We start from the raw sequence: 23,446 nt of genomic DNA on the forward strand, positions 1-23,446 counted from the left end.
TACCAGGAGCAGCGCTTTGCCGTGCAGGATCTGCTCAATCGCGGCCTGCCAGTCCTCTACTCGCTGTATGTCACTTGCGGATATGATGTTCTCCTGGATAAACAGGATCAGGCTTTTTTCCTCGTCCTCGGCCAAAGACGTCTCCACAGCTGTCGGGAACATGCCCGCTCTCTGCTGGAGGGGAACGATCACCTGCCGGTTCAGGCGGTCGGAATCGGCCAGACTGTGCAGAAAGAACAGGCTGACATTCCTGTCCAGACACGTGAAGTGGCAGGCGGCGAAATCGCTGTTGCGGCCGAGGCGCTCCGTCAGCACCTCCGCGTTTTTGACCAGCGACGCGTGAAGGGGCGTCTTCTCGATTGTGTTCACCGCTTGTGTCTCGCGTAACAGGAACCGTTTCGATCTATCCACCGATTTGCGCCAAAACAGGTTGAACTTCATGGTCGTTTGATAGCTGTCCTTCCGTATATCCGGTAATAGGTATAGTATTGCTTACAGGATGTTCGATTATCATATAAATGGGATCGATTCGGGGGAAGGATGATTTCGTTTACGGCAGCATCCAGGAGAGGATATTTGTCTGCAGATAGGTCAGCATGCAGATGATCAGCAGGAGCAACACGCTGTGCCTACACGTAAACCGGAACAGGTCGGCGTCTTTTCCAGCCAGCCCCACCGCCGCACAGGCGACGGCGATCGATTGCGGCGAGATCATTTTGCCTGTAACACCACCGCTGCTGTTGGCGGCGATCGCCAATGCTGGGTCCATGCCCAGTTGGATGGCCGTCACCTTTTGCAGACCGCCGAAGAGCAGGTTGGACGAAGTGTCCGAGCCCGTGAGAAATACCCCCAGCCAACCCAGGATGGGCGAAAAAAACGGGAACAGGATCCCTGTCGCCGCCAAGGTCATCCCCAGGGTCGTGCTCATTCCGGATGCGTTGGCCACATAGGCAAAACCGACGACGGAGGCGATCGTTACGATGGCAAAGCGCAGTTCGCACAGGGTCTCACCAAACGTCTTCCCCCACTCTCTCCAGGAAAGGCGGCAGATGAACTTGGTGATGACCGCTGCAAACAGGATGGCCGTCCCTGCCGCCACCAGCAGTTCGAGCTTAAACACCGCGTCGATTGGCTTACCGTTGGCGCCAATGACTAGCCGGTGCAGGCCGGGAACCGGTGGTGCAAAGGTGAGGGCCTTGCCGATCGAATTGAGGGCGGACAGGAGCACGTTGCCCCCTTCGTATTTGCCGGTCAATGCCAATTTTACCGCTGGAATTCCCCACAAGGAAATCAGCGCGGTCAGCACCAAAAATGGCGACCAAGCGTACAGAACCCGCCCCGCCAAAAGGGTTTCCCCGTTTTTCCCTCCTGTCGCTCCAGCACCACCAACCGTTCTTGTTTCGGTCTGATCTGCTTCAAAGCGGAAGATCGACCGGGGCTGCCACACTTTCAAAAAGAGCGTCAGGCAGACAATCGAAACCAGGGCGGAGAGAATATCGGGAAGTTCCGGTCCCATGTAGTTGGAAGTGAAAAACTGCGTGACGGCAAACGAAATGCCGGAAACCAAAATGGCAGGCAGCACTTCCATGGTCCGCCGAAAGCCGCACATCAGCACGACGAGATAAAACGGAACGAGGATGGAGAGCAGCGGCAGTTGGCGGCCGACGATCTGGGAAATGTCAATGGCCGGAATGCCTGTCGGACCAGACACGGCGATGATCGGCGTTCCAATGGCACCAAAGGCGACCGGTGCCGTGTTGGCGAGCAGGCAAATGCCCGCCGCATAGAGAGGATGAAAACCAATCCCGGCCAGCAGTGCCGCCGAGATGGCGACCGGCGCTCCAAAGCCGGCCGCTCCTTCCAGAAAGGCCCCGAACGAGAAGGCGATCAGCAGAGCCTGCAGGCGGCGGTCTTCCGTGATGGACACAACGGACGAACGAATGATGTCAAACTGCCCCGATTTTACCGTCAGTTTATACAAAAAGACGGACGCGATAATAATCCAGCCAATCGGCAGGATTCCGTAAACAGCGCCTTGAATGGCCGACATGACTGCCATGCCGACCGGCATCCCGTACACCAAAATCGCAATCAGCACAGCCACCAGCAATGTAGTCGAACCGGCCACATGGCCCTTCATGCGTTTTACGGCCAGCGCCCAGAAAAAATAGAGAATCGGGATCACTGCAACCAGGGCGGAGAGGCCCAGACTCCCTCCCACCGGGCTGAATATTTGTGACCACGTCATCATAACGCCACACCCTTAATTCAGAATCGTCATTGCAATTCAACAGGTTTTAACCGGTGCCGTCCTCATTTCCGTGCAGCGGCCCGGTTTGGGAAATATTTTGTCCGGATTGAGCAGATTCCGCGGATTGAATACGCTGCGAATCTGCAACTGGGCGTCCAGCTCGTCATCCGTAAAGATGTACCGCATCTCCTCTTTTTTCTCGATGCCTACTCCATGCTCGCCCGTGATTGAGCCTCCCGCGTCCGCGCACACCTTCAGCACTTCCGATCCCACCCGGACTGCCCGTTCTGTTTCGCCCGGGATTCTGCTGTCAAACAAGATCAACGGATGCAGATTGCCGTCTCCGGCGTGAAATACATTGGCGATCCTCAGCCCAGAACGCTCGCTGATCTGTCTGATTTTCTCCAGCACTTCCGGCAGCCGGCTGCGCGGAATGACGCCATCCTGTACGAGATAATCGGGTGAAATGGAACCCATCGCGGGGAAGGCCGTTTTCCGGTTGGCCCACCATCTCGCCCGTTCCTCCTCGGTCGCGGCCACCTTTACCGCCGACACCTTTCTGCCCTGGCAAACGGACACGATCTTTGCGATCTGATCGTCAATGCCGGCGGCAATCCCGTCCACTTCGATCAAGAGAACCGCTTCTGCCTCCTTGGGGTGCCCGATCGGATACGTGCCTGCTTCCACGCCCTCGATCGCCGTTTTGTCCATCATCTCCAGCGCCGCAGGTATGATGCCGGCCGCCACGATGTCGGAGACGGCCTGGCTTGCTTCTTCCACACTGTCGAAATAAGCCAGCACCGTCTTTTTCCCTTCCGGATTTTTCAAGATGCGCACCGTGATCCGGGTGACGATCCCCAAGGTTCCTTCCGACCCGGTTATAAGCCCCATCAGGTCGTAGCCCGGTGCATCGGGAACGCCGCCGATTTCCACGATCTCTCCGTTTGCCAGCACCACCTCAAGGCCGAGCACATGGTTGGTGGTCACGCCGTACTTGAGGCAATGGGCCCCACCCGCGTTTTCCCCCACATTGCCGCCGATGGTGCAGGCGTATTGGCTGGAAGGGTCGGGTGCGTAATAGTAGCCTTTGCCCGCTACGGAATTTGTCAGTTTCAGATTGACGAAGCCAGGTTCCACCACGGCCAGACGGTTTTCGTAATCGACGTGAAGCAGCCGTTTCATCTTCACCAGGCTGATGATCACTTCGCCGCCCAACGGGACGGCTCCGCCGCTCAACCCGGTTCCCGCTCCGCGGGGGATGAACGGGATGTTTTGGTCGTGCAGATACTTCACCACTGCGGCAACTTCTTGAGTGCAGGACGGAAAGACGACAGCCCGCGGCGGGTGTTTGTGCACAGTGTAGCCGTCGCACTCGTAGGTCATCAGATCCTCCTGTTGATATAGGATGGAATCCGCCCCCACAATCCGCGCCAGTTCATGGACAATCGGGTCGATTGCCGACATGGATCATTCCCCCCTTACCGCTTCCGCTTGGTTCGCAGTCAGCGCTTCCCGCTCGTACGACCAATCCAGCAGTTGTACGGTATGGACGATTGTTGTCGTTCGACCGTGCTTCCTCGCCCCCATTATCATCTGCAACATGCAGCCGGGATTTCCCATCACGAGCAGATCAATTTGATCGGGGACGGCTTTCATTTTCTCGTCCAGAATCTTGCCGGCCATCTCGGGATTGGTCAGATTGTAGATGCCGGCGCTGCCGCAGCAGCGGTCCGCAAGCGCCATCTCGATCCACTCCACTCCCGGAATCTCGCGCAGAAGCTGCCGCGGCTCGTCGCGAATGCCCTGCCCGTGGGCGAGATGGCAGGCATCATGATACGCCACCCTCGCCTCTACCCTGCCGCGCGGTTTCTGATAACCGCGGGCAACCAGGAACCGGGAGATGTCTTCCACTTTTTCCGCAAAGCGAACGGCTTTGTCGTGATACGCGGGATCGGTGCGCAACAGTTCGGGGTATTCCTTGAGCGCACATCCGCAGCCCGCTGCGTTTACCACCACGCTCTCCACATCCGCCGCCAGAAACGCGTCGATGTTTTGTCTGGCCAGCGCCTTTCCCTGCTCCCGGTCGCCCGCGTGAATGTGAAGCGCTCCGCAGCATCGCTGTCCGCGCGGCACGATCACGTCGTACCCGTTTCGATTCAACACGCGTATCGTCGCTGCGTTGATCTCACCAAACATCACATCCATCACGCAACCGGTGAGCAGGCCGACTCTCCCCCTGGCCGGTCCTGCCGCCGGAATCACTTCCGGGCGCGTACGCATAACGGGATCGGTGACGGTCGGCAGGACGCGCTCCATCTCTCGCAGGTGCTGCGGGAGCAGGTTGAGCAGTCCCGTTTTTCGGAAGAGCGACTGCAAACCGCTTTTCTGGTACATCTTCAACAGATTTCCCACCATGTGCAGCCGGGATGGATGAGGAAACACGCCTCTCAGAAAAAAGGAATGAAGAAACGCTTTCCAACCCGTGAGCGGAATGGCCTTGCGAATTTGTCCGCGAGCGGCCTCAATCAGCGAGCCCACCTGTACGCCAGACGGGCAGGCAGTCTCACATGCGCGGCAATCGAGGCAGGTAAAGACAGGGTTTTCAATCCCCGCACTGATCGATAGCTTTCCTTCTGCCACGGACTTGATCAGATGTACCCGGCCGCGCGGGGATTGCTGCTCATGCCCTGTCTCCAGATAGGTGGGGCACGACTCCAGACAGAGCCCGCAGTGAACGCATGCGGAATACTTCTCTTCGTCCGGCGGATCTTCCCACCGAAAATTGCCTTTTGCATGAGATACAGGCGCACTCACGTCAGATCCCCCCTATGAATCGGTTTGGGTTTAACACACGACGCGGATCGATGGTTCGCTTAATGCCCTCCATCAGGAAAAAGGCGGCAGGTTGTCTCCCCCACACGTCCAGCTCTCGCCTCTGTTTGAGCGTAGCGTGCTGTATGACTGCATAGCCTCCCCTGCTTTCGGCCAGCGAGCGTATCTCTGTCAGGTATGCGGCAAAATGCGCCGGGTTTCCCCTTAAATAGACTCGGGTAATGCCGTGACCAACCCCGCCGTGGGTCTGGACGGCCAGATCGTACCGTTCGCCGAGCTCATGGCAGGTCTTGACGATTTCGAGCACATCCAGGTTTTTACTGCCAATTTTTATCGCCATCGTTTCCTCTCCATCTCCGGAAGAAAGGGCGGAGGGAGGCAGCCGGGCGAAACGCATCCACCACTCTGCAGCTTCCTCCTGCTCCCAAGACAGAATCTCCGTATCTTTCGGCAGTCGTGCCTTTACCCACTCTTCCTGATAGCGGACCGCTTTCTCTTCATCTTCAAAGGCGATCGCCAGCGCATATCCGTTTCCTCCACTCATGTATTGGTTGACAGCGGGACTGAGGAATTCCAACGAGACGGGTTCCATTAGGGAATCGAGGAGAGATACTGCAAAGGAGCGGATCTGGGTAAAGTCAGAGCGGGAGAATGCGAGGAGCAGCAGGGTTTGAAAGGGCGGGAGCGGGCGCAGTTTCAGCGTGATTTCACTCATGACGCCCAGCGTCCCCATGGAGCCGATAAACAGCTTGTTCATGTCGTAGCCGGCTACATTTTTCACTACCTTGCCGCCTGTTCGAATAATGCGGCCATTGGGATAGACGACGCGCATCCCGATGACGTGGTCCCTGACCGAACCGTAGCGCATGCGCTTCGGCCCGCTGTCGTTGGCAGCCACGACGCCGCCGACGGTCGCATGCCGGGGCCAGTACGGATCGAACGGAAGCATCTGGCCATGGGCAGCCAGATGCGTATTGATCTCCTGGATGGTCGTTCCGGGCTTGACCGTCACGGTCATGTCACCTGGCGCGTAGTCGACAATCCCCCGGAAGGCGGACAGACCGAGCAGGATGTCTGTGTTTGCTTCGGTACCGCCAAAACCTCTTTTCGTTCCGCCGCCCATCGGAATGACGGTCCACCCTTGTTCGTACGCCGCTCTCAGCACTGCTGCGATCTCTTCTTCGGTTTCCGGAAAGACTTCGTATAAGCCGTGATTGCCGAGAACGTGGGACGAGTTCGCCGCCGGCCGTATGCTCCCCGTACCGATGACCTGTGAGATCAGCGTCGCGTCCATGTTCTTCCCTCCCTTGGACACAATGTCACAACGTTCCGTTCAACAAGGCTTCCACATGGGCCAAATGCTCCACCATCGCCTGTCTCGCCTGTTCCGGTTTTGCATCGCGGATGGCCTCGAACACAGCCACATGCTGGTGAAAAATCACCCGCTCCTGCTCGGCATCAGCCAGAATGATCCGGTGGCAGTCCATGATCCCCTTGCGGATCGCCGACGAAACGGTCTGCATCAACTGCACGAGGTGCTCGTTTTGCGTGGCTTCCGCAATAGCAAGATGGAAGTGGAGATCGGCTCTCCACCCATCCCGCGAATCCGCCTGGGCCAAGCGTTCCAACGTCTTCTTCATGTGGTACAGGTGGTCCGTATTGCGGTGAACCGCCGCCAGTTCGGCCGTCCCTGCCTCAAGGATTTTCCTCACCGCAAAGAGCTTGTGGATATCCTCTTTGCGCACGAGGCTCACGCCTTGAAAGACGCGAGAACAGTCAGACTGGCGGACGAATGTGCCGTTGCCGTGTCGGACTTCCACCAATCCTTTCCCTTTCAGCGTCGTGATGGCATCTCGCACAGCGGTACGGCCCACGTTAAACAGTTGGCACAATTCCCGTACAGATGGAAGCTTGGCGCCGGGCCGTACATGTCCTGCGGTAATCCACTGCTCTATTTGGAGCGCCACCCTGTCAGAAAGCTTCTGTCTGTCGATTTTGACCGCTTCCATCTGCTCACTCCTTCCCTACTCCAAGATCTCATAGCCGGGGATGGTCAAAAACTCGACGAATTCATCGGCCAGGACCAGTTCGGTAAACAGCCGGGCAGCCTGCTCGAAGCGTCCCGCCTCATACGCCTCCCGGCCGATTGCCTCCCTGATTTTCTCCAGCTCTTCGTCCCGGATTTGTTCTGTCAATGCCGCCGTAACTTTCCGCCCGTCCTCCAGGATGCCTTTCGGATGGCGAATCCACTGCCAGACCTGAGCACGGGAGATTTCCGCAGTCGCAGCGTCTTCCATCAGATTAAAAATCGGGACAGCGCCGGTACCGTTCAGCCAGGCTGCGATGTATCGAATGGCGACGTGGATGTTGGTCCGAAGCCCCGTTTCCGTGATCGGCCCTTTGGGAACCGCCAGCAGCTCTGCGGCTGTCACATGCACGTCTTCCCGTTTGTTCTCCACTTGATTGGGGGCCGGCATGTGCTGGTTGAACACATCCATCGCGACAGGCACCAATCCCGGATGCGCGACCCACGTGCCATCGTGCCCGTCGCGCACTTCCCGGAGTTTATCCGCCCGGACCTGTTTCAGGGCCTCCTCGTTTGCAGCCGGATCGTGTTTCACCGGAATGTGGGCGGCCATACCGCCCATCGCGTGGGCATTGCGCTTGTGGCACGTCTTGATGGTCAGAAGGGAATAGGCCCGCATGAATGGGACCGTCATGGTCACGACCGATCGATCGGGCAGAATCACATCCGGGTCGCGGCGAAACTTTTTGATGTAGCTAAAAATGTAGTCCCAGCGTCCGCAGTTGAGTCCGGCCATATGATCCCGCAGTTCCCAGATGATTTCGTCCATCTCAAAAGCGGCTAAAATCGTTTCGATCAAAACGGTCGCCTTGATGGTTCCCCGAGGGATTCCCAATTGATCCTGGGCCCAGACGAACACGTCGTTCCACAGCCGCGCCTCCAGATGGCTCTCCAGTTTGGGCAGGTAAAAATAGGGACCGGAACCGTTTGCGATCAGCGTCTTGGCATTGTGAAAGAAGTAGAGTCCGAAGTCGACCAGACTGCCGGACGCCGCTTTTCCATCGATCAGCAGGTGCTTTTCATCGAGGTGCCAGCCGCGCGGCCGCACGATCAAGGTGGCCACCTGTTCCTTCAGGGCATACGTCTTGCCTTCGGGACTGACGTACCGGATCGTGCGGTTGACCGCGTCCCGCAAATTGATCTGCCCCTGGATGGTATTGACCCACGTCGGCGAATTGGCATCTTCCAAATCAGCCATGAACGCTTTCGCCCCCGAGTTCAAGGCGTTGATCACCATCTTTCGGTCTCCGGCGGGCCCGGTGATTTCCACCCGACGATCCTTCAGATCAGATGGAATTGGCGCAATCGTCCACGAACTGTCGCGGATGTGTTTGGTCTCCGGCAGGAAATCGGGCTTTTTACCGGTGTCCAGTTCCGCCTGTCGCAGGACCCGCTGCCGCAAAAGCGCGTCCCGCCGCGCGGCAAACGCCCGGTTCAACCCGGCGACAAACCGCAGTGCCTCCGGCGTCAAAATCTCGGCAAACGCCGGCGTAACTGTCCCGGCAATCTGCACTCCGTTTACCTGTTGTCCTCCTACCGCCACTATTGTCCTCACTCCATTCCTGATGGGAAATCGAACCCTGTTCAGTTATCAGATATGTGATGAGCGGAAAAATCATGTCACGTGGTTGTTCCAGACCACGCCAAAAAAAAAAAGCGCGCCAGGATCAACTGTCCTGACGCACTCTTTGCGCTCGCCTGCCCATGCAGCCCAACACGCCTCAAGGCTTCACTGCTTTCTTTTGCAGTATTGCGGGATTGATGGTGATTGCCGCTTGGTACGCTTTTTTCGCATCTTCGGGTCGGTTCAGTTGTTTGTACAAGGACGCGAGCATCAGATTGGTCCGATAGTTGGTCGGATACACTTCAAGGCTGCGCTCGAGGAAGCGGACCGCATCCAACAACCGGTTTTCGCGGCGGCTGATCTCTGCCAGTTCGTTGAGCGGTTTCCAGGTAGACATGCTCTCGTCTGCCAAGAGGTAATACGGCGTCTTCGCCTTGCGCTCCAGCGCCTGCTGCAGAGCGGCTTTTGCTTCGTCCAGGCGGTTGTACCGCACCAGAATCGTACCGAGCATGAAATAAGCGTCGGAGAAGTTCGGCTGCTGCTCAATTGCCCGCTCGACGTACTGCAGGGCCAGTTCGCTGTCATTCAGCGACAGGGCGCACGTGGCGGCACGCAGCATAAACAGCGGATTCTCAGGGTCATTCGGATCAGACTCGATCAGGATGTTCTGCTGCTCGAGCGCTTTGCCCCACTCGCGGATTGCCATCAGATAGTACCCGAGTTTGTTGCGTGCAAACCGGTCATCCGGATGCTCCTCAAGGTGTCGGCTGAAATTTTTGACGCGCAGATGGTTTTTCTGGATGATGATCTCGTCCTGCATGTAGGCGCGGTGGGCGATTTTGATTTCGCTGTCCACAACCGCTCCCCGGTCTTCCGGAAGGACCAACTGCGGATCGATCGTTCCCAAAAAGCGGGAGTCGGGTTGCAGATTCAGCAGGCGGTAAGTTCGCGGTTCATCAAACGTGCTGACCGGGTCCTCGAAGTGAATCGCCCGGACGCTCGCTGCTTTGGTCTTCCCGTCCTGCACCAGTTCGCCAATCAACGCATGGCCTTCCAGGATAAACTCGTCCGCATCCATCCAAATCAGCCACTCTTTGTTGGCTTCCTTCAGCATGATGTTCAACATGGCCGCTTCGTGCGGCTGATCGTGAACGCGGACCACGCGGGCACCGTATTCTTCCGCAAATCGTTCTGCAAACGCATGCTGCCCCATGTCCAGAATGTACAGGTCTTCCGTCAGCGGACGGAACGAAGACAAACTCGCATGGAGAAACGGTTCTTCTGCCGGGACACGCAGGATGACGCACGCACTCAGGTTTTTCAACATCGTTCTCACCTCATTGGTTTGATGGTTGACGCCTTACGATATTGGTGCGAAGTTCGCAGCAATACGCTCCTTCGTCGTTGGAAAACCACTCCGAGGAGCGGTCGGGCAGCCGTTCACTGAACGTCACCCGTGTTTCTCCCCGCAGATGCGTGAGGAGCAGGTCGACCAGAAAATACGATCGGAAGTTGACATAAAAAGGTTTCAACTCACTGTTCACACGCACGAACACCTCGTCGGGCATGCCGTAATGCTCTTTTAACCGCCACACGTGAAGAAACCGTTCATGCGGCAACGTGGAATCGGACAACCAGTCGGCTGCCGGCAGGTTCCATGTCTCCCGCTGGACCACCAGGCCACGATACGTCAGACGGGGCAGGTGCCCCTCCGTCCTGATTTTGGGAATTTCGATGCTCGGCTCGGCAAAGACAAAAGCGACTGGTGAATTCGGGTCGCCCATGTACGGAATGAACCGCTTGCCGTCCGCATCCACCAGCACCAATTCTCCGTCTTGTTCCACGACCCAGAGTTCAGAAAATGTCCGTACGGCATCACCTCCTTTCTGCGAACGCCCAAGCAGCGTCAACGTCTGCTCGAACATTTCGACAAAGAAGCTTTTGCCTGCCCGCTGTTTCAATACGACGTTTGCCAGAAATTCGCCGTTCGGCAAGGCTTTTAATGCCTCCCTCACCTCGGCGATCTGCGCTTCGCGCTGTGGATGGAAATAGAGCAGGTTGCTCATGCCCTGCGTGCAGCAATGTACTTCGCCAATCACCCATTGATACTCGCCGCGATTGACGTGTTCCACGCTTCTCGCTTGCAGCATGAGGTCCGGGGAGCAGACGCACAGCCGCTGATCGAAAGCGTGACCGGCTGATTGTTCGCGGAGCCACTCGTCCGGCAGCTCGACGACCCGCTGGTCCCGCTTCCCGCTCGCATTCAACCGCTCTACAATGTCGGAAAAGTCAGGATGGAACCCTTCGCTGCTCATCCGGCTGGTCAATTCCGGCAATACGGCGAGAAACGGCAGTTTCTCCTGGCCCCACTCTTCCCTCATCGCCGCAACAATCTGCCTGGCCTGACGCTGAGCATGCTCCCGCTTTTTCATCGCCACCGCCGCGCCCCAATCGAGCAGCGGGCTGATCCTTTGCTCCAAGTCCTCCTTCATGTCCAGGCTAATCAAGAATTCCTGCACATCGCCCAGCGTCTCCTCACAAAACAGCGAACGATCCGCATACGTCTCGCCATGCAGTTGGGTGGAATCGCGTCCGGTCAGCCGTTCAAACAGTGCGGACGCCTGTTCCAGAATCTCCGTTTTGCCTTGCGCGTCGGCGGCGCTGTAGGCCGTTTGCCACGCAGCGAACTGCCGCAAATCAGCGCTCCACTGCTGCTGTGCCTCATCGGCCGGGAGAGCGTCCACAAAGGCGAGCAGTTCTTCCAGCACCTCATGGCACGCTTGCGGAACACGGAATTCCCACAGGATGATTCCTTTGTCCCGCAGTTTTTCCAAAGTACTCCTCGTCGTCTCTGTGCATCCTGCCAACAAATCCCGCGCCGGAGTTTGACCATCCGCCCGGTGCAGCACCCGCACGACTTCGGACGGCAGAGGGATCCGTTTTTGCGTCTGGGCGTGAACCAGCCCTGTTTCCACCAGATAAAACGCATCGTGCACAGCGATCGGCATGTACTCGCGCCATTCCTTGTGGCGGCTCACCTGCTCTGCCAGTGCCTCCACCGCCCAATAGGTCAAAAAGCTGCGGCGGCGTCTCGGAATCGGACCGCTTCGCTCCACCGTAAGCAGCTGTTCACTGTCTCGAAACGAGCCGTAGTTGAGCGGACCAAAAAAGCTCGTCGTGTCATTTTTGAACAAAAAACGCTGCAGGTAGCGAATCAATGTGCGGCTGTCATAGCGCTTGCCGGACGATTTCAACTTTTTCGCATCGGCGGCTAGAAAGCGCTGCAGCGACCGCCAGACCTGCGCACTGGAGTGTGCGACCGCTTCCTGCACGCGCGGCAGGGAAAGCACGCGTTTGAACGCCTCCATGCACTGGGGCCACTCGCGCTCAAAAATCGCTGCCAACTCGGTCGTCAGACGCATTTTGTGCTCACGGATTGCTTCGTAGCGATTGCGCCATTCAACGAGCGGCAGTACGTCAGGCAGCGGGTTTTCCAAAGGCAGTGCGCTTCCCTTTTCGACTGCTTTTCGCCACTTGTACAACCGCTTGAAAACCGGATCACCTTTCGGATGCGTTTCCTCCAACGTTTTCACCCACGCGGGAAACTGCTGCAAAAAATGTTCCTGTTCCCGCTTGAGCTCTGCCTCAGCGCGTAAAATCGCCTGCATTTGCTCCACAGTGGCGGAAAACTCAAGCGGATCCATAAGATGCTGGGGAAAACCTGTGCTTCTGACAATAAACGCTGACAAGAACGACCACTGACCAGCCACTCAATCACCCCTTTTTGGCATTCTCCACGCTGACGACGGCGAACAGAAGTCATCCCTGCATCTGCTCTGTCTGTGCCTTGGCCTGCTCTTGCCGGATCGCTTCGAGGCGTTTTTTTGCTTCAGTGACGAGGTTGAGTGCCGTGATGCGCTCATAATACGCGCGGGCTTCCTCCACCTGTCCGCGCCGCTCCGCCACCATCCCCAGCACGTAATACAGCGGGTCGGGATGTTCGGCATGGGCGAGCGCCTTCTGGAACATGCGCTCAGCAGCTTCATACTTTTTCAGAGCCAGATAGATTTTTCCCAGATGTTCATACGCGCCGACGTGATCTTCGCGCACCGCGACGATGTGCCGCAGGTGTTCGGCCGCTTCCTTCAGACGCTTGTGGCGAAGCAGGCTTTTGGCCACCGCATAGCGCCACTCGATCTGCTCCGGAGCCTGTTCCAGTGCTTGCTCGTACGCCTGCAGCGCTTCTGACACCTGACCCGCTTCTTCCAGGCATCGCCCATAGTGAAAAGCGTGTTCCGCCTGCGCGGGATGCAGCCGCCGCAGTTGCGCAAATGCCTGCATCGCTTCACTCCACCGCTCTTTTTGCATGTACAGCGCAGCGAGATTGTGCCATGCCTTTGCATGTCCGGGTTCCTGTTCTACACACCGCTTCCAGTTTTTGATCGCCTGCTCCTCCATGCCTTGCGCAGCATACGCGTTGCCGAGATGGAAACGGGCCGAGGAACTGCGCGGGACAACGAGCAGGCAGAGATGCCACCAGGCCCAGAGCAGGTAAAACTTGATCCGAAAGCGGGAACCATCCTGCACCAGCAAACCGGACGATTTGCTGCTCTCAATCGGAGAGAGCGGCTGCGGATTCGGCATAGACCCGCACCATCCCTTCTTTTTTCCATTTGCGAAGCAGACTGCGTAGTGACTCCGCCTGTCGGGCGGGGAATTTCGCCAGAAGCTCGGCCTCTTTGACCGGCTGTCTGCACAACTCGATCACGTTGAACACCGCGCTGTTTACCACCGACATCTTCCCCCGGTCGTTTCGATAGACGACATACGTAAGTGATTGTTGAAGCGGCTCTGCTTCCGGCCAGGGAGTTTGCCCGATCAGAAATGTCCGCCAACGCTGCTCAAGCGTGCCAAACGGATAAGAAAAGCGGCGGGCCTCCACGTCCGGGGAGAGCTGCAGGACCGCTTCCCCGCCTTCGTCCGGCAATTGGTTCGCCTGCTGCGAAACTGCACTGCGTCCTTCCCCCCGAAATGCCCAATCATCCAGTTTCAGGGCGGTCGTCGGGAGGTCACCCGCACGTCTTTTCAACCCGGCGATATAATCCGCTGCAAGCGGGTACAGGTCCGCACTGTTCACTCCATGCCTGGACACAAACGGGAAGTGGCGTTTCAGATCACGCTCCCGCTCTGCCTCCCCGATCTCGACGATGCCGTAAGCGGCCGGATCGTTCCAAAAACGACTTCCCGGGGTAAGCCGGAACAGTTGAAAGCGAACCAGCCGATCGTACGCGAATTGGTGCTCGTTGAGGAAAGAGACAAACGCCTCAAAATCCCGCGGATCTGACAGCGGATGGCCGAACACCACCGACAAAAGCACGCTGCAACCTGCTGCGCGAGCGTTTCTCCAGGAATCGGTCATCTGCTGTTTGGCCGTATGCTGATCGGGATAACCGAGGAATCCTTTCAGCTCGAAGTGCAAAAACTCGCAGCCGGCCGCGGCCAGTTGAGCCGCTTGTTCCGCAGACAGCCAGGTGCCATAGGAGACCAGACTGCCCCAGGCAGGCCGGAAGCCGTCCGCTTCCATCAAGCGCGCCAGTTCGCACAGCCATTCCGGGATAAGCGGTGTGGAGAGGTAAAAGCGAAGCGTTGGTTTGCTTTGCGACAATGCGCGCATCCGCTGATACAAGCCGGCAATTGTTTCTTTATCCCCCTTTCCATCGAAGAAAGGGTCGTCCTCCACAAGCGGGAGCACCGCCACGGGAGGTTGGCCGAGATAACGGTCCAACGGCAGTCCTTCCACCGTCCACAGGTCCGGGCTGTCAGTACCCTCTGCCAGCAATGGCTGCTCCTGCACTGTGATCCCGGAGAACAGACCCGGACCGCATGCGAGGGTGTCGATCCACTCCTTCCACGGATTGCTTCCCCCGAGCGCTCGACTGATGAACTGGGCGAAAGGACCGGCCAACACAATCTCGGCAGAGACTGCTGCTTCCTTTAACATGCGGGCCAGCGTCAGCGACGGGATCACCTGCTGATCCACTTCGATCCAGAGAATGACCGCATCCGGACGATCCGATTTGATCTGCCCGACCCGCTCTCGCCAAAAGGGGACGTACGGATTAACCGCATCGTCAACGGCCGCTCGACGGCACTGCTCGGACGATTCGCTGGAATACGGCAGATTCAGGTCATGAAGCGAAATCAGCGACGGAAAGGCGGACAGTCCCGCTACTTCCAAGGCGTGCTGCACGATGCGTTTTGCCTCCTCGCGCTGCGCGACAGAGGAACCCCGGTTTTGCAGGACAGACCAGGCGTGTTCCACCTGCTTGGGCAGATTGGCGCCGTACAGCAGCGCGCGGCCAGTTCGGTAATACAGGTACTCTTCCCGAAGTGTTGACAGCCTGCTGCCTTCCTCCATCTGGTTCAGCGTGCGCTCCGCTTCCAGCCGGCAGGCCGTCAATCTTTTCGGATCAAGGAAAAAGTCGTAGGCATGCTGATTGTCGTCATCAAGCCGAACAGTGTGATGCAGCGCCCGCAAGCGCCTGGCAAGCGTGGAGGCGCGGTACGGGACGCTCGACGGATCGGCCTGAGGGGGAACGATCACCTGCAAGGAGAACATGGTCATACCTCCGTTTCCGCTTTACATGTCAAGACTCGCTGGACCTGGAAATGCCGCCAGAGTTCGCCCGGGTCTTCACCGTTCAGGTAGGCGGTCATCATCCTGCCGGTAATTCCGCTGAGCAGGATACCGTGCTGGGCGTGACCCGTCGCGACATGCAGTCCCTCCCACCCGGGCAGGGGGCCGATCAGCGGCATTCCGTCGCTGGACATTGGGCGCAATCCGACAAATGTATCGTGAATCCTGGCTTGCACCAAGGCGGGAGCTGCGGAGAGCACTTTCAGCAGGTGCGTGATGCCCGCAACGGTGATTTCCTTGGCAAAGCCGGCGTGTTCCTGCGTCGCCCCGACGACGATGCGACCGTCCTTTTTCGGGACCAGATAGCCGCGTGCAGTGTTTATCAGACAAGGCAGAGCGAATCCCGCAAGCGAAACGACCAGCATCTGTCCCCGCAAAGGGGTCACCGGCAAATCAATGCCGACCAGCTTTAGCAGTTCCGGTGACCACGCTCCGTTCGCCAGAATCACATGCTCCGCGTAATAGTGCTCCATTCCGGCAGCCACCCCGATCACGCGCTGCCCTTCCGTCAAGAATGCGGTGACCGCCGTGTTTTCCTGCACAAGCACTCCGCGCTGGCGAGCAGCCTGCAGCACGGCTTTCAATAACAACCCCGGCGTGACGTGATACTCCTGTGGACTGCGCATGGCTCCGGTAACGCGCGGGGACAACAGGGGCTGTTCCCGCCGCACCTGCTCTGGTTCCAGCCATTCTTCCTGCACTCCCAGTTGGCGACGTTCCTGATAGAGGGCAAACATCATGTCCCGTTCCTGCTCATTTGTCGCGATCCGGTACAGCGGGTGGCATTCCAGCCAGCAGTCTATCCCCGTTTCGTCTTCCAGTTGTTGAATAATTGTTCGCATCTCCGCAAGGCCTTGTACGGACAGATCGAGATACGGTCCCTTCCCGCTGCCTTCTGCAACAGTGGTCAGCAGCCCCGCCCTGGCGCCGGATGCCTCCCCGCCAGGCAGCCCGCGATCGAGCATCCGGACGCTGCGTCCGCTATGTGCCAGCAGATAGGCAAGTACCGAGCCGACAATCCCCGCACCGACTACGATAACGTCAGATGTGCGTTCCAAGGGATACCACCCCCTTTTCGTCTTCTTTTCATTGGAGGAGCAAATCAATAGAGATTGGTGAGATCAAACGGTCGATTCAGTTTGGTGTCCGGTTTGTCAATCGCGTACGAAATCAGCTCCTCCAGCTCCTCAGCGGAGAGGTCGTTCCAGCGGGACAGCGCCTTTTTCGCTTTTTCCGCCGCGTCCCCTGTCGGCTGCAGGTCCAGCGCTTCGCGGAGCACTTGTTCGGCCTCGAGGGTTCGTCCCTGTTTTCGCAGGCTCAGCGCACGGCCAAGCGCCACTTTGGGGAGATTGTCTTCCTGCAGCAGTTTCTTCTTGGCGTCGATCGCCAGTTGATACCAATGGGCGGCTTCTTCGTACTGTCCTTCCCAGAAATACACGCCGGCCAGTCCTCGCGCGATCACGTCCTGGTAAAAGAGCGAATGCAGATCGCAGGCAAGCCGATAGCTGGCCGTAAGCGATGTGATCGCTTCCGCTACCTGCCGGTTCTTGTACTGCAGACCGCCTTTGCGGTAATAGTAGTGCTTGGCAAACACCGGTCCGGACGCTTTGAGAAACTTTTCAAAGAACATCCATTTGGCGATCGCCTTATCCAGTTCTTTTCCGTATTCGTGCAGAACGGTGATGTTGGAGATCAGGTTGATTTTAATGTGGATCGCGTCGCTCGAGCGGTGTCCGTGTTTGATGTAGTCAAGCGCTTTGAGGCAGCACTCGTAGGCAGCGCTTCTGTTTTTCTCGTTCACGTACGTCAAGGCGCACAGGTTGTTCAACCAGGTCCGCTCAATGTCCGCCAGTTCTCCCTGCACGCCGGCGAGGCACTCCAGAGCCTGTGCGATGTAGTCGCATCCCGTGACGGAGTCGTTCAGCCGTTTCGTGTACAACAACGCCAGGAAAAATTTGTTTTCCGCCGCCTGTACAGGGTCCGATACGAACTGCCCCCCGTATGTGAACACGTCAATCGCTGTCGGGAAGTCTCCCATATAGGCGTAGAGGATGCCGAGCAGATGAATGACTTCCACCCGGTTTTTTGTTGAAAACCTGGGAAGCATCGGCCACACCTGCGCGATCGCCCGCAGGGAGTGGTCGTGATTTTTTGTAAATACGGAAACTTCCAACAATTCCAGAACCGCTGTTTCGATCGCCTGCACATCGCCGCGCTGCAGCGCCTCGCGGAAGGCACGGGTTTTCTCACGCTCCGCATTTGCCGCCGCAGCCGCCTCGCCCGCCGGTTGTCTCTCTCTTGCCGGGGCCTGGTACGCTTTGCCCTTTAGCGAGCAGAGGATTGCTCCTGTCTTTTCGGCGATCCGGTTCAAGAGGTCGATGCGGATCTTCGCCACGGGGAAAAACGCTACGTGTCCTGTTCCTGCGCCGGAAGCCGCCAGCACATCCGGCACGCCCTCCTCGTGCACTGTAGCGGTGATGGCAGCCGGGAGGGAGAAGAGGCATTGTGCCAGACGGGCTATGCACGTCAACGTGTGTTCATCCATCCGCTCCAGATGCTCAAAGTGAAACAAAATGCTCCGCTCCTGACGTCTCGCATATTTCACCAGAAGCGTTACGACCATCTGGGTGACGCGGAACATCTGCTCCGACTCCTTGTGCAGTCGGCGGCGCGACGGAGCCACAGCGATGGCATCCAGGGCAGGTGCGGAGCGAAACTTCTCGTCGCTTCGCAATTCCGGCATCAGGTACAGCACTTCAGATGCGACGCTTTTCAGCCATGCCTCTTCCCGCTTGTCATCCATCAGCACGCCAAGGGCTTCCCGAATCAGCGGCATCAGGGAACTGAACCCCAGCGTATCGGACTCCGTTCCATCCACGACGAAAATCTTTACATCCATGTCTGCCAGGTTTTCCCTCACCGCCGCGATGCCATGGTCCACATCCAGCAGCCAGAACATGCTGTCATGGCCTCGCTCCTGCAAACGCCGCTTGAGCGTTTTCCACAAGGTTGGTGCATCCATTTCCCGCTGCGCTTTCAATCTCGACGTTTGGCTTTTCACCTTCATCCGGCTCACCCTTTCATTATGCGCGGAGGCACATTGTGCGAAATTCGCAGCAATAGCGCTCTCCGCCGTCGTCCAGCCACAGGTCGTTCGGTGCGGGCAGCATCTCGCTGAAGACAGCTGTCCGCGATTGCTTCAACAGTCCCTGCAGCATTTCCAAAAGGAAAACGTTCGCGAAATCGATGCAGAATGGTTTTCGCTCCCCTTCCACACGCACGAACACCCAATCCGGCATGCCTTCCTGCTCCTTGAGGCGATACACGTGCAGCATCAAATCGAAGGGGTGATCGCTTCCTTGTTCCACCCGCCAGGCGTCAGCATCCAATTCCCAACGTGCCCGCTGCAGCAGTACACGCCCCATGACGATGCGCGGTGTGCGATTCCCTGTCTTCACTGTTCCAATTCCCAGGCGAGGATGCGAAAACAGGGCGACCGGGTCCAGCGGCTCCGCGTGCAGCGGCGGATACAAGCGCCACTCCTTGCCCGTCTGATCGTGCAGGTACACCTGCCCCTCCCGATTGGACACGTGCAATTCACCGGCCGGGATTACTTGGTCGTCGATCTCCGGCAGGCGCGGCAGCAATTCAATCACCTTGCCGGGCAGCCGATAGGGGAAAATTTTTGTCTTGCGGTGGTAGGCGATCTGGGCCATATGCGGATACGCGCGCTGTCGTTTGGCCCACGTGTCGATCTCTTCCATCATTCGCTCCCGTTCCGGGTGGAAGCAGGCGGACGGGAACACCGCCGTCAAAAATTGCGGATGTGCTTCACCCACCACGATCTGTACGTCATCACCGTCTGTAGGAATGAACATCAAATCGACGGAGAGAAAGTACGAATCCAGGTCGTCTTCCGCCTCTCCCACCGTCTGCCCCGTCCCTTCCGCGTCCAGATCGGCCGCCTGCAGGCAGATCGGCGTGGAAGGATCGCCTTCCTCAAACCGCTGCGCTGCCGCCCGCTGGAAGCTGGAGAGCGCCGGTTCGGGCAGATGTTGTTCGCCAGCGATCCGGGAGCGATGGTGGAGAAAGCGCAGGTAAGGCATCGTTCCTCGGCCGTTGGACCATTCATCCAACAGGCGGGCGGCGGCCTGCCGCTCTTGCCGGGATGTCTGGATCGCATCGGCACGCGCTGCCTCCAGTATCGGCTGCAGACTTTCTTCGAGCTGCGCCCAAAGCGTTCCGCCGATCTCGATGGCTAGCGGGCCGTGCGCATCTTCAAACACGATGCTGCGGTCCGCGTACATCTCCCCCGCTTCGCGGGTCGCATCCCGCGCTGTCAACCGGGCGAACATCCGCTCCAACTCGCGCAGCCGCTCCTTTCGTTCCGGCCACCCGGTCTCTTCCAGCGTCCTGATCTCCTCTTGCAGGCGGAGCAGGTTGGCAATCCAGCCATCCCGCTGCGGAAACGACTGCGGTTGTTCCTTTAGCCACGTCAGTATCCAGGCGATCGGGTCTGCTTCATCCCCGGGCAGGAGCGGGTGCAGAATAATCGCTAGTTGCTGTGCGAGAAGTTTCCCCTCCGCCAAAACCGCGTCAAGCGGCTGCCGGAGCCGTTCGGCCATCTCGCGAAACGAGAGCGTGCCGTCCGCCAGGTCGTAGACGGCAGCGGCGAGTGCGGACAGGGTGGTCTCTCGTCCGCTCAAGCCTGAACGGAGCACGTGATCGTTCACGCGGCTGTACAGCGTGTGACGCCGCGGCCGTAAAAAGGGGGTGGCTCCCGGTTCTGAGCAAATCTTCTCGAGAAGCGTTTCCGCCGCCCAATAACTGCAAAACACGCGCCGCTCCCTGACAAACGGCACAGCCCATTCGTACACGACAGGCGCCTGCTGTTCGGGATTGGGCTTGGCGTAATCGATCGGACCAAAAAAGCTGTTCGTTTCGTTTTTCGCGCACAACCGCTGCAGATACGTGATCAATCTGCGTTCAAATCGCTTGTCGTCCGAGGTGCGTTCCCCGCGCGGATTTTCCAGGTAGCGCGTCACAGCCTCGTCAAAACGCGGATTCATCGACCACAACGCTTCCCGCAAGCGGGGCGAATGCAGCAACTGACGCAATCGGGCGCGCTTTTCTTTCATTTCCGACTCCGCGCACTCCCGGCCGGCCCGCTGCTGCTCGGCTGCCTGCTGCAGCAGATCATTCCAGGCTGCTACCTCGCGTCCGAGCTGATCGTACCCCTCTTCTTCCACCGGGATGGCGGGGCATTGCAAGGTTTTCCGCTTTGCGAGCCCTTTGCGGATCTTGGACATCGTCGAGAGGAGGTGCCGCCGGTCCTGACCGTTTTTTTCGCACACTACCAGGTGTTCAATCAAACGCACGATCGCAAGCCTTTGTTCATCCAGCCGTTTTTCGATCTCCAGCACGTTTTTTACGCACGCAAGCGTTTCGGTAAAGCGCAGACTTTCCAGCCAGTTGATTGGAAACCCGGCCCGCCGAACGATTACGTACGGCATAATCCGCCACTTGCTCATTCCTGATCCCCCACCGCATCGGCATGATAGAAGACGGACGTCCGAAATTCGGCGCAGTAGCGGTTCCCCTCCGTATCCCGCAGCCAGAGATGTTCAGGACCCGGCAGCATTTCGGTGACGATCGCCACCTGATCCTCCCGCATAAAGGACTCCCACATCTCCAGGAGGAAGTAGTTGTGAAAATCGATCAGGAACGGTTTCGGCTCCGTGCTTACTCTGACGTACACATACTCCGGCATCTTCAATTCCCTGCGCAGTTTCAACATGTCGTAAAACAGCTCGAACGAGGTGCCGGCATAGGTTTTCCGCCAGCGGTCGTCGCGGGTCACCTTCCATCGTTCGCGCTGGTACACCACGTCACCCAACACGATGCGCGGCGTCCAGTCGCCCAGGTCCACCCGAAAGGGAACGACTCTCGGGATCGCAAACCACTCGTGCGCCATGGAGTGCAGTTCGCCGTTGTACAGGCGGATCGCTTCCTGTTCCTCCGCCAGTTTGAGCTGCAATTCTCCATCCGGACTGACGTACAGTTCCGCAATTCCCTTTTTGTCGTGGCGGTCGCTGACAGACCGCGCTCTCATCTGAATGGTGTACCCCGGAAACTCAAACGGGATGATCTTCAAACGCTTGGAGCCGAGCATGTTTGCTATCGGCCGTCTGACGATCGCGGCCAGTTCCTGCCACATCCGCTCACGGACCTGCTCCTCCTCCGGGTGAAAGGACAACGCCCAGCCCCACAGCAGCACGGTATCGTGAATTTCCCCGAGAATAAGCTGGTCGGCGACGGCTTCCCCCCCTGGTATCACCATCAAGTCCGGGGAGCAGAACAACGGGTCCTCGACGTCGGGGGCCTCCTCCCCCACCAGCGCAGCGATCTCGTCGGGGTCAAGCACCACGACGCGCTCACCGCTTTGTTCGGCAAGCTGGCGGACCCGTTCACCGAACTTCTCGGCAAACGAGCTTTGCAACGCGGCGAACTCCCGCGTCCACTGCTCCCATTTTTCATGCCGCATCGCATCGGTCAGGAAGCGGATAAACGGAATCATACGGTCGGTCTCGCCGTACAGTTCCCGAAATACCTTTAGCGCGAACGTCCGATGAAGCTGTTTCAGTTCCACAGCGTGCTTGGCCGCAATCTGCAACACGGGGCGCAACCGCTGTTCCCACTGGCGGCGGGTTTCGACGCTCATCCGCAGATGGGCGAGCTGCCCCCGGCACTCTTCGTAAAACAGCGTACGGTCCGCGTACATGCGACCGCCACTGCGTTCAGTTGCCTGCCCGGTCAGTTCCTGGAAGATTCTGTTTGCCTCTCCCAGCATCTGCTCTTTTGCAGCGACGTCCCCGTCCGAATACTTGTTTTTCAGCTCCAGCAGCCGCCGCACCGATTGGCGCCACGTATCCACTTCCGGATCATCCGTCTGCACGCACTGCATCTCGTGCATCAGCCATTCGAGCGTGCGGGTGGCGGTGATTGGCACTTCCCATGCCAGGTTGATCAGCTTCTGCTGCTCCAAACCGAAGAGCCTTTCCCTGAGCTGTTCTTCTGACATCTCCACTTCCCGCATCATTTGCTCCACCGTCCGCGTGCCGTCGGCCAGATGCAGCAGCTCGTAGTCAGCAGAAGGGAGCTTGGATCGTTTTTGTGTCAGCGCGTTTTGAATCGTTCCATCGTCTCGCAGGCGATAGAGAAAGCTGCGTACAGGTCTCAGCCGGGTAAACACACTTGGCAGGCGGGAAAACGTCTCCGCAAGCGTTTGGACAGCCCAATAGGCCATGAATGTCTCCCTGTGCTGCAGGGCAGGCGTCCAGTTGTAGCGGATATCGGGCCGCTTTAGGGAGACGTCCGGATCGTGCGGGGCGCAGTCGTCTGCAAAGCAGCCGTAGTTGATCGGTCCAAAGAAACTGGTCGTTTCATTTTTGCCGACCATGCGCTGGAGATAGGCGACAAGCTGCCGCTCCAAACGTTTGGTCTCCGCGTTCCGTTCTTCACCCGATGCATGCAGGTAGGCCAGCAGCCCTTTTCTGTACATATGGGGACTGGAGAGGAAGACCGCCTCCTGAAAACGCGGGTTGGAGACGAGGGCGCGCAATTCGCGCCGCTTTTCCTGCAGTTCTGCTTCAAACACACGGACAGCGGCCGCCTTGGCAGCGTGAAGGGCGTCCAGCTTTTGGTTCCAGTCTGCCGCCGTCTCCGCAGGTCCGCCGTGCTGCCTGATCCATTCCAACTCCTCCGCGGTAATCGCCTGCATTTTGCCGATTGATTTTTTCAGCCTCTTCCAGCGCAGTGCGACATCCCGGTCCCTCAGCCAGTCACTGCCGTGTTCCCGGAAGGAACTGAGCACGCGATTCAACTGTTCTTCCTTTTCAAACAAGTCCTCAATGGCCTGCACTGTTCTCGAAAACCGAAGACGCTCGATGTCAGAAAAGGCGAACCCGGTACTCCGCAGGATAAAATCATTGGCCAGTTTCCACTCTCCGCTCATCG

15 protein-coding genes are annotated in these 23,446 nt (G+C 58.1%); all 15 read right to left on the bottom strand.

Going from position 1 to position 23,446, the window contains the following annotated elements:
* Positions 1-441 (bottom strand): spore germination protein (locus tag KDN35_RS15305; protein ID WP_212133149.1); only part of this gene is annotated, 441 nt, incomplete at its 3' end.
* A gap of 109 nt (positions 442-550) precedes the next feature.
* Positions 551-2,248 carry an L-lactate permease gene (locus KDN35_RS15310; RefSeq protein ID WP_212133180.1) on the bottom strand — a complete coding sequence of 566 codons (1,698 nt, stop codon included), beginning with the start codon at positions 2,246-2,248 and terminating at the stop codon, positions 551-553.
* 39 nt (positions 2,249-2,287) lie between these two features.
* Positions 2,288-3,715, bottom strand: a complete 1,428-nt coding sequence (locus tag KDN35_RS15315) for an FAD-linked oxidase C-terminal domain-containing protein (protein WP_171564589.1) — start codon at positions 3,713-3,715, stop codon at positions 2,288-2,290.
* 3 nt (positions 3,716-3,718) lie between these two features.
* Positions 3,719-5,065 (bottom strand): (Fe-S)-binding protein, encoded by a 1,347-nt coding sequence (locus KDN35_RS15320; RefSeq protein WP_171564588.1) that lies wholly within the window; start codon positions 5,063-5,065, stop codon positions 3,719-3,721.
* A 1-nt stretch (position 5,066) separates the two neighbouring features.
* Positions 5,067-6,377 carry an FAD-binding oxidoreductase gene (locus KDN35_RS15325; RefSeq protein WP_212133150.1) on the bottom strand — a complete coding sequence of 437 codons (1,311 nt, stop codon included), beginning with the start codon at positions 6,375-6,377 and terminating at the stop codon, positions 5,067-5,069.
* Between the two features lie 25 nt (positions 6,378-6,402).
* The gene (locus KDN35_RS15330; RefSeq protein ID WP_171564586.1) at positions 6,403-7,092 is read right to left on the bottom strand and encodes a FadR/GntR family transcriptional regulator; all 690 of its coding nucleotides are present in this window, start codon (positions 7,090-7,092) and stop codon (positions 6,403-6,405) included.
* A 15-nt stretch (positions 7,093-7,107) separates the two neighbouring features.
* Positions 7,108-8,712 (bottom strand): malate synthase A, encoded by a 1,605-nt coding sequence (gene aceB, locus KDN35_RS15335; RefSeq protein WP_171564585.1) that lies wholly within the window; start codon positions 8,710-8,712, stop codon positions 7,108-7,110.
* Between the two features lie 178 nt (positions 8,713-8,890).
* The gene (locus KDN35_RS15340; RefSeq protein WP_212133151.1) at positions 8,891-10,060 is read right to left on the bottom strand and encodes a tetratricopeptide repeat-containing glycosyltransferase; all 1,170 of its coding nucleotides are present in this window, start codon (positions 10,058-10,060) and stop codon (positions 8,891-8,893) included.
* Positions 10,061-10,070: 10 nt separating this feature from the next.
* Positions 10,071-12,437, bottom strand: a complete 2,367-nt coding sequence (locus KDN35_RS15345) for a lantibiotic dehydratase (protein WP_212133152.1) — start codon at positions 12,435-12,437, stop codon at positions 10,071-10,073.
* A gap of 115 nt (positions 12,438-12,552) precedes the next feature.
* Complete coding sequence (locus tag KDN35_RS15350) at positions 12,553-13,377, bottom strand: tetratricopeptide repeat protein (protein ID WP_212133153.1); 825 nt, start codon at positions 13,375-13,377, stop codon at positions 12,553-12,555.
* Entirely contained in the window at positions 13,346-15,352 is a 2,007-nt protein-coding gene (locus KDN35_RS15355) for a hypothetical protein (protein ID WP_212133154.1), read from the bottom strand. The genes KDN35_RS15350 and KDN35_RS15355 overlap by 32 nt, the downstream gene beginning before the upstream one ends.
* Before the next feature lie 2 nt (positions 15,353-15,354).
* Positions 15,355-16,488 (bottom strand): glycine oxidase ThiO, encoded by a 1,134-nt coding sequence (gene thiO / locus KDN35_RS15360; protein ID WP_212133155.1) that lies wholly within the window; start codon positions 16,486-16,488, stop codon positions 15,355-15,357.
* Positions 16,489-16,532: 44 nt separating this feature from the next.
* On the bottom strand, positions 16,533-18,497 hold the full coding sequence (locus KDN35_RS15365; RefSeq protein ID WP_212133156.1) for a tetratricopeptide repeat protein: 1,965 nt from the start codon (positions 18,495-18,497) through the stop codon (positions 16,533-16,535).
* A gap of 16 nt (positions 18,498-18,513) precedes the next feature.
* Positions 18,514-20,961 carry a lantibiotic dehydratase gene (locus KDN35_RS15370; RefSeq protein ID WP_212133157.1) on the bottom strand — a complete coding sequence of 816 codons (2,448 nt, stop codon included), beginning with the start codon at positions 20,959-20,961 and terminating at the stop codon, positions 18,514-18,516.
* Positions 20,958-23,444, bottom strand: a complete 2,487-nt coding sequence (locus KDN35_RS15375) for a lantibiotic dehydratase (protein WP_212133158.1) — start codon at positions 23,442-23,444, stop codon at positions 20,958-20,960. The genes KDN35_RS15370 and KDN35_RS15375 overlap by 4 nt, the downstream gene beginning before the upstream one ends.
* Positions 23,445-23,446: the final 2 nt, after the last annotated feature.

This window comes from Brevibacillus sp. NL20B1 (assembly GCF_018195675.1).
Classification (GTDB): domain Bacteria; phylum Bacillota; class Bacilli; order Brevibacillales; family Brevibacillaceae; genus Brevibacillus; species Brevibacillus aydinogluensis.

Coding starts and splice junctions, on each gene's coding strand:
- KDN35_RS15310 (WP_212133180.1), bottom strand. CDS start 2,248: ATGACGTGGTCACAAATATTCAGCCCGGTGGGAGGGAGTCTGGGCCTC.
- KDN35_RS15315 (WP_171564589.1), bottom strand. CDS start 3,715: ATGTCGGCAATCGACCCGATTGTCCATGAACTGGCGCGGATTGTGGGG.
- KDN35_RS15325 (WP_212133150.1), bottom strand. CDS start 6,377: ATGGACGCGACGCTGATCTCACAGGTCATCGGTACGGGGAGCATACGG.
- KDN35_RS15330 (WP_171564586.1), bottom strand. CDS start 7,092: ATGGAAGCGGTCAAAATCGACAGACAGAAGCTTTCTGACAGGGTGGCG.
- KDN35_RS15340 (WP_212133151.1), bottom strand. CDS start 10,060: ATGTTGAAAAACCTGAGTGCGTGCGTCATCCTGCGTGTCCCGGCAGAA.
- KDN35_RS15345 (WP_212133152.1), bottom strand. CDS start 12,437: ATGGATCCGCTTGAGTTTTCCGCCACTGTGGAGCAAATGCAGGCGATT.
- KDN35_RS15350 (WP_212133153.1), bottom strand. CDS start 13,377: ATGCCGAATCCGCAGCCGCTCTCTCCGATTGAGAGCAGCAAATCGTCC.
- KDN35_RS15355 (WP_212133154.1), bottom strand. CDS start 15,352: ATGTTCTCCTTGCAGGTGATCGTTCCCCCTCAGGCCGATCCGTCGAGC.
- KDN35_RS15365 (WP_212133156.1), bottom strand. CDS start 18,497: ATGAAGGTGAAAAGCCAAACGTCGAGATTGAAAGCGCAGCGGGAAATG.
- KDN35_RS15370 (WP_212133157.1), bottom strand. CDS start 20,961: ATGAGCAAGTGGCGGATTATGCCGTACGTAATCGTTCGGCGGGCCGGG.
- KDN35_RS15375 (WP_212133158.1), bottom strand. CDS start 23,444: ATGAGCGGAGAGTGGAAACTGGCCAATGATTTTATCCTGCGGAGTACC.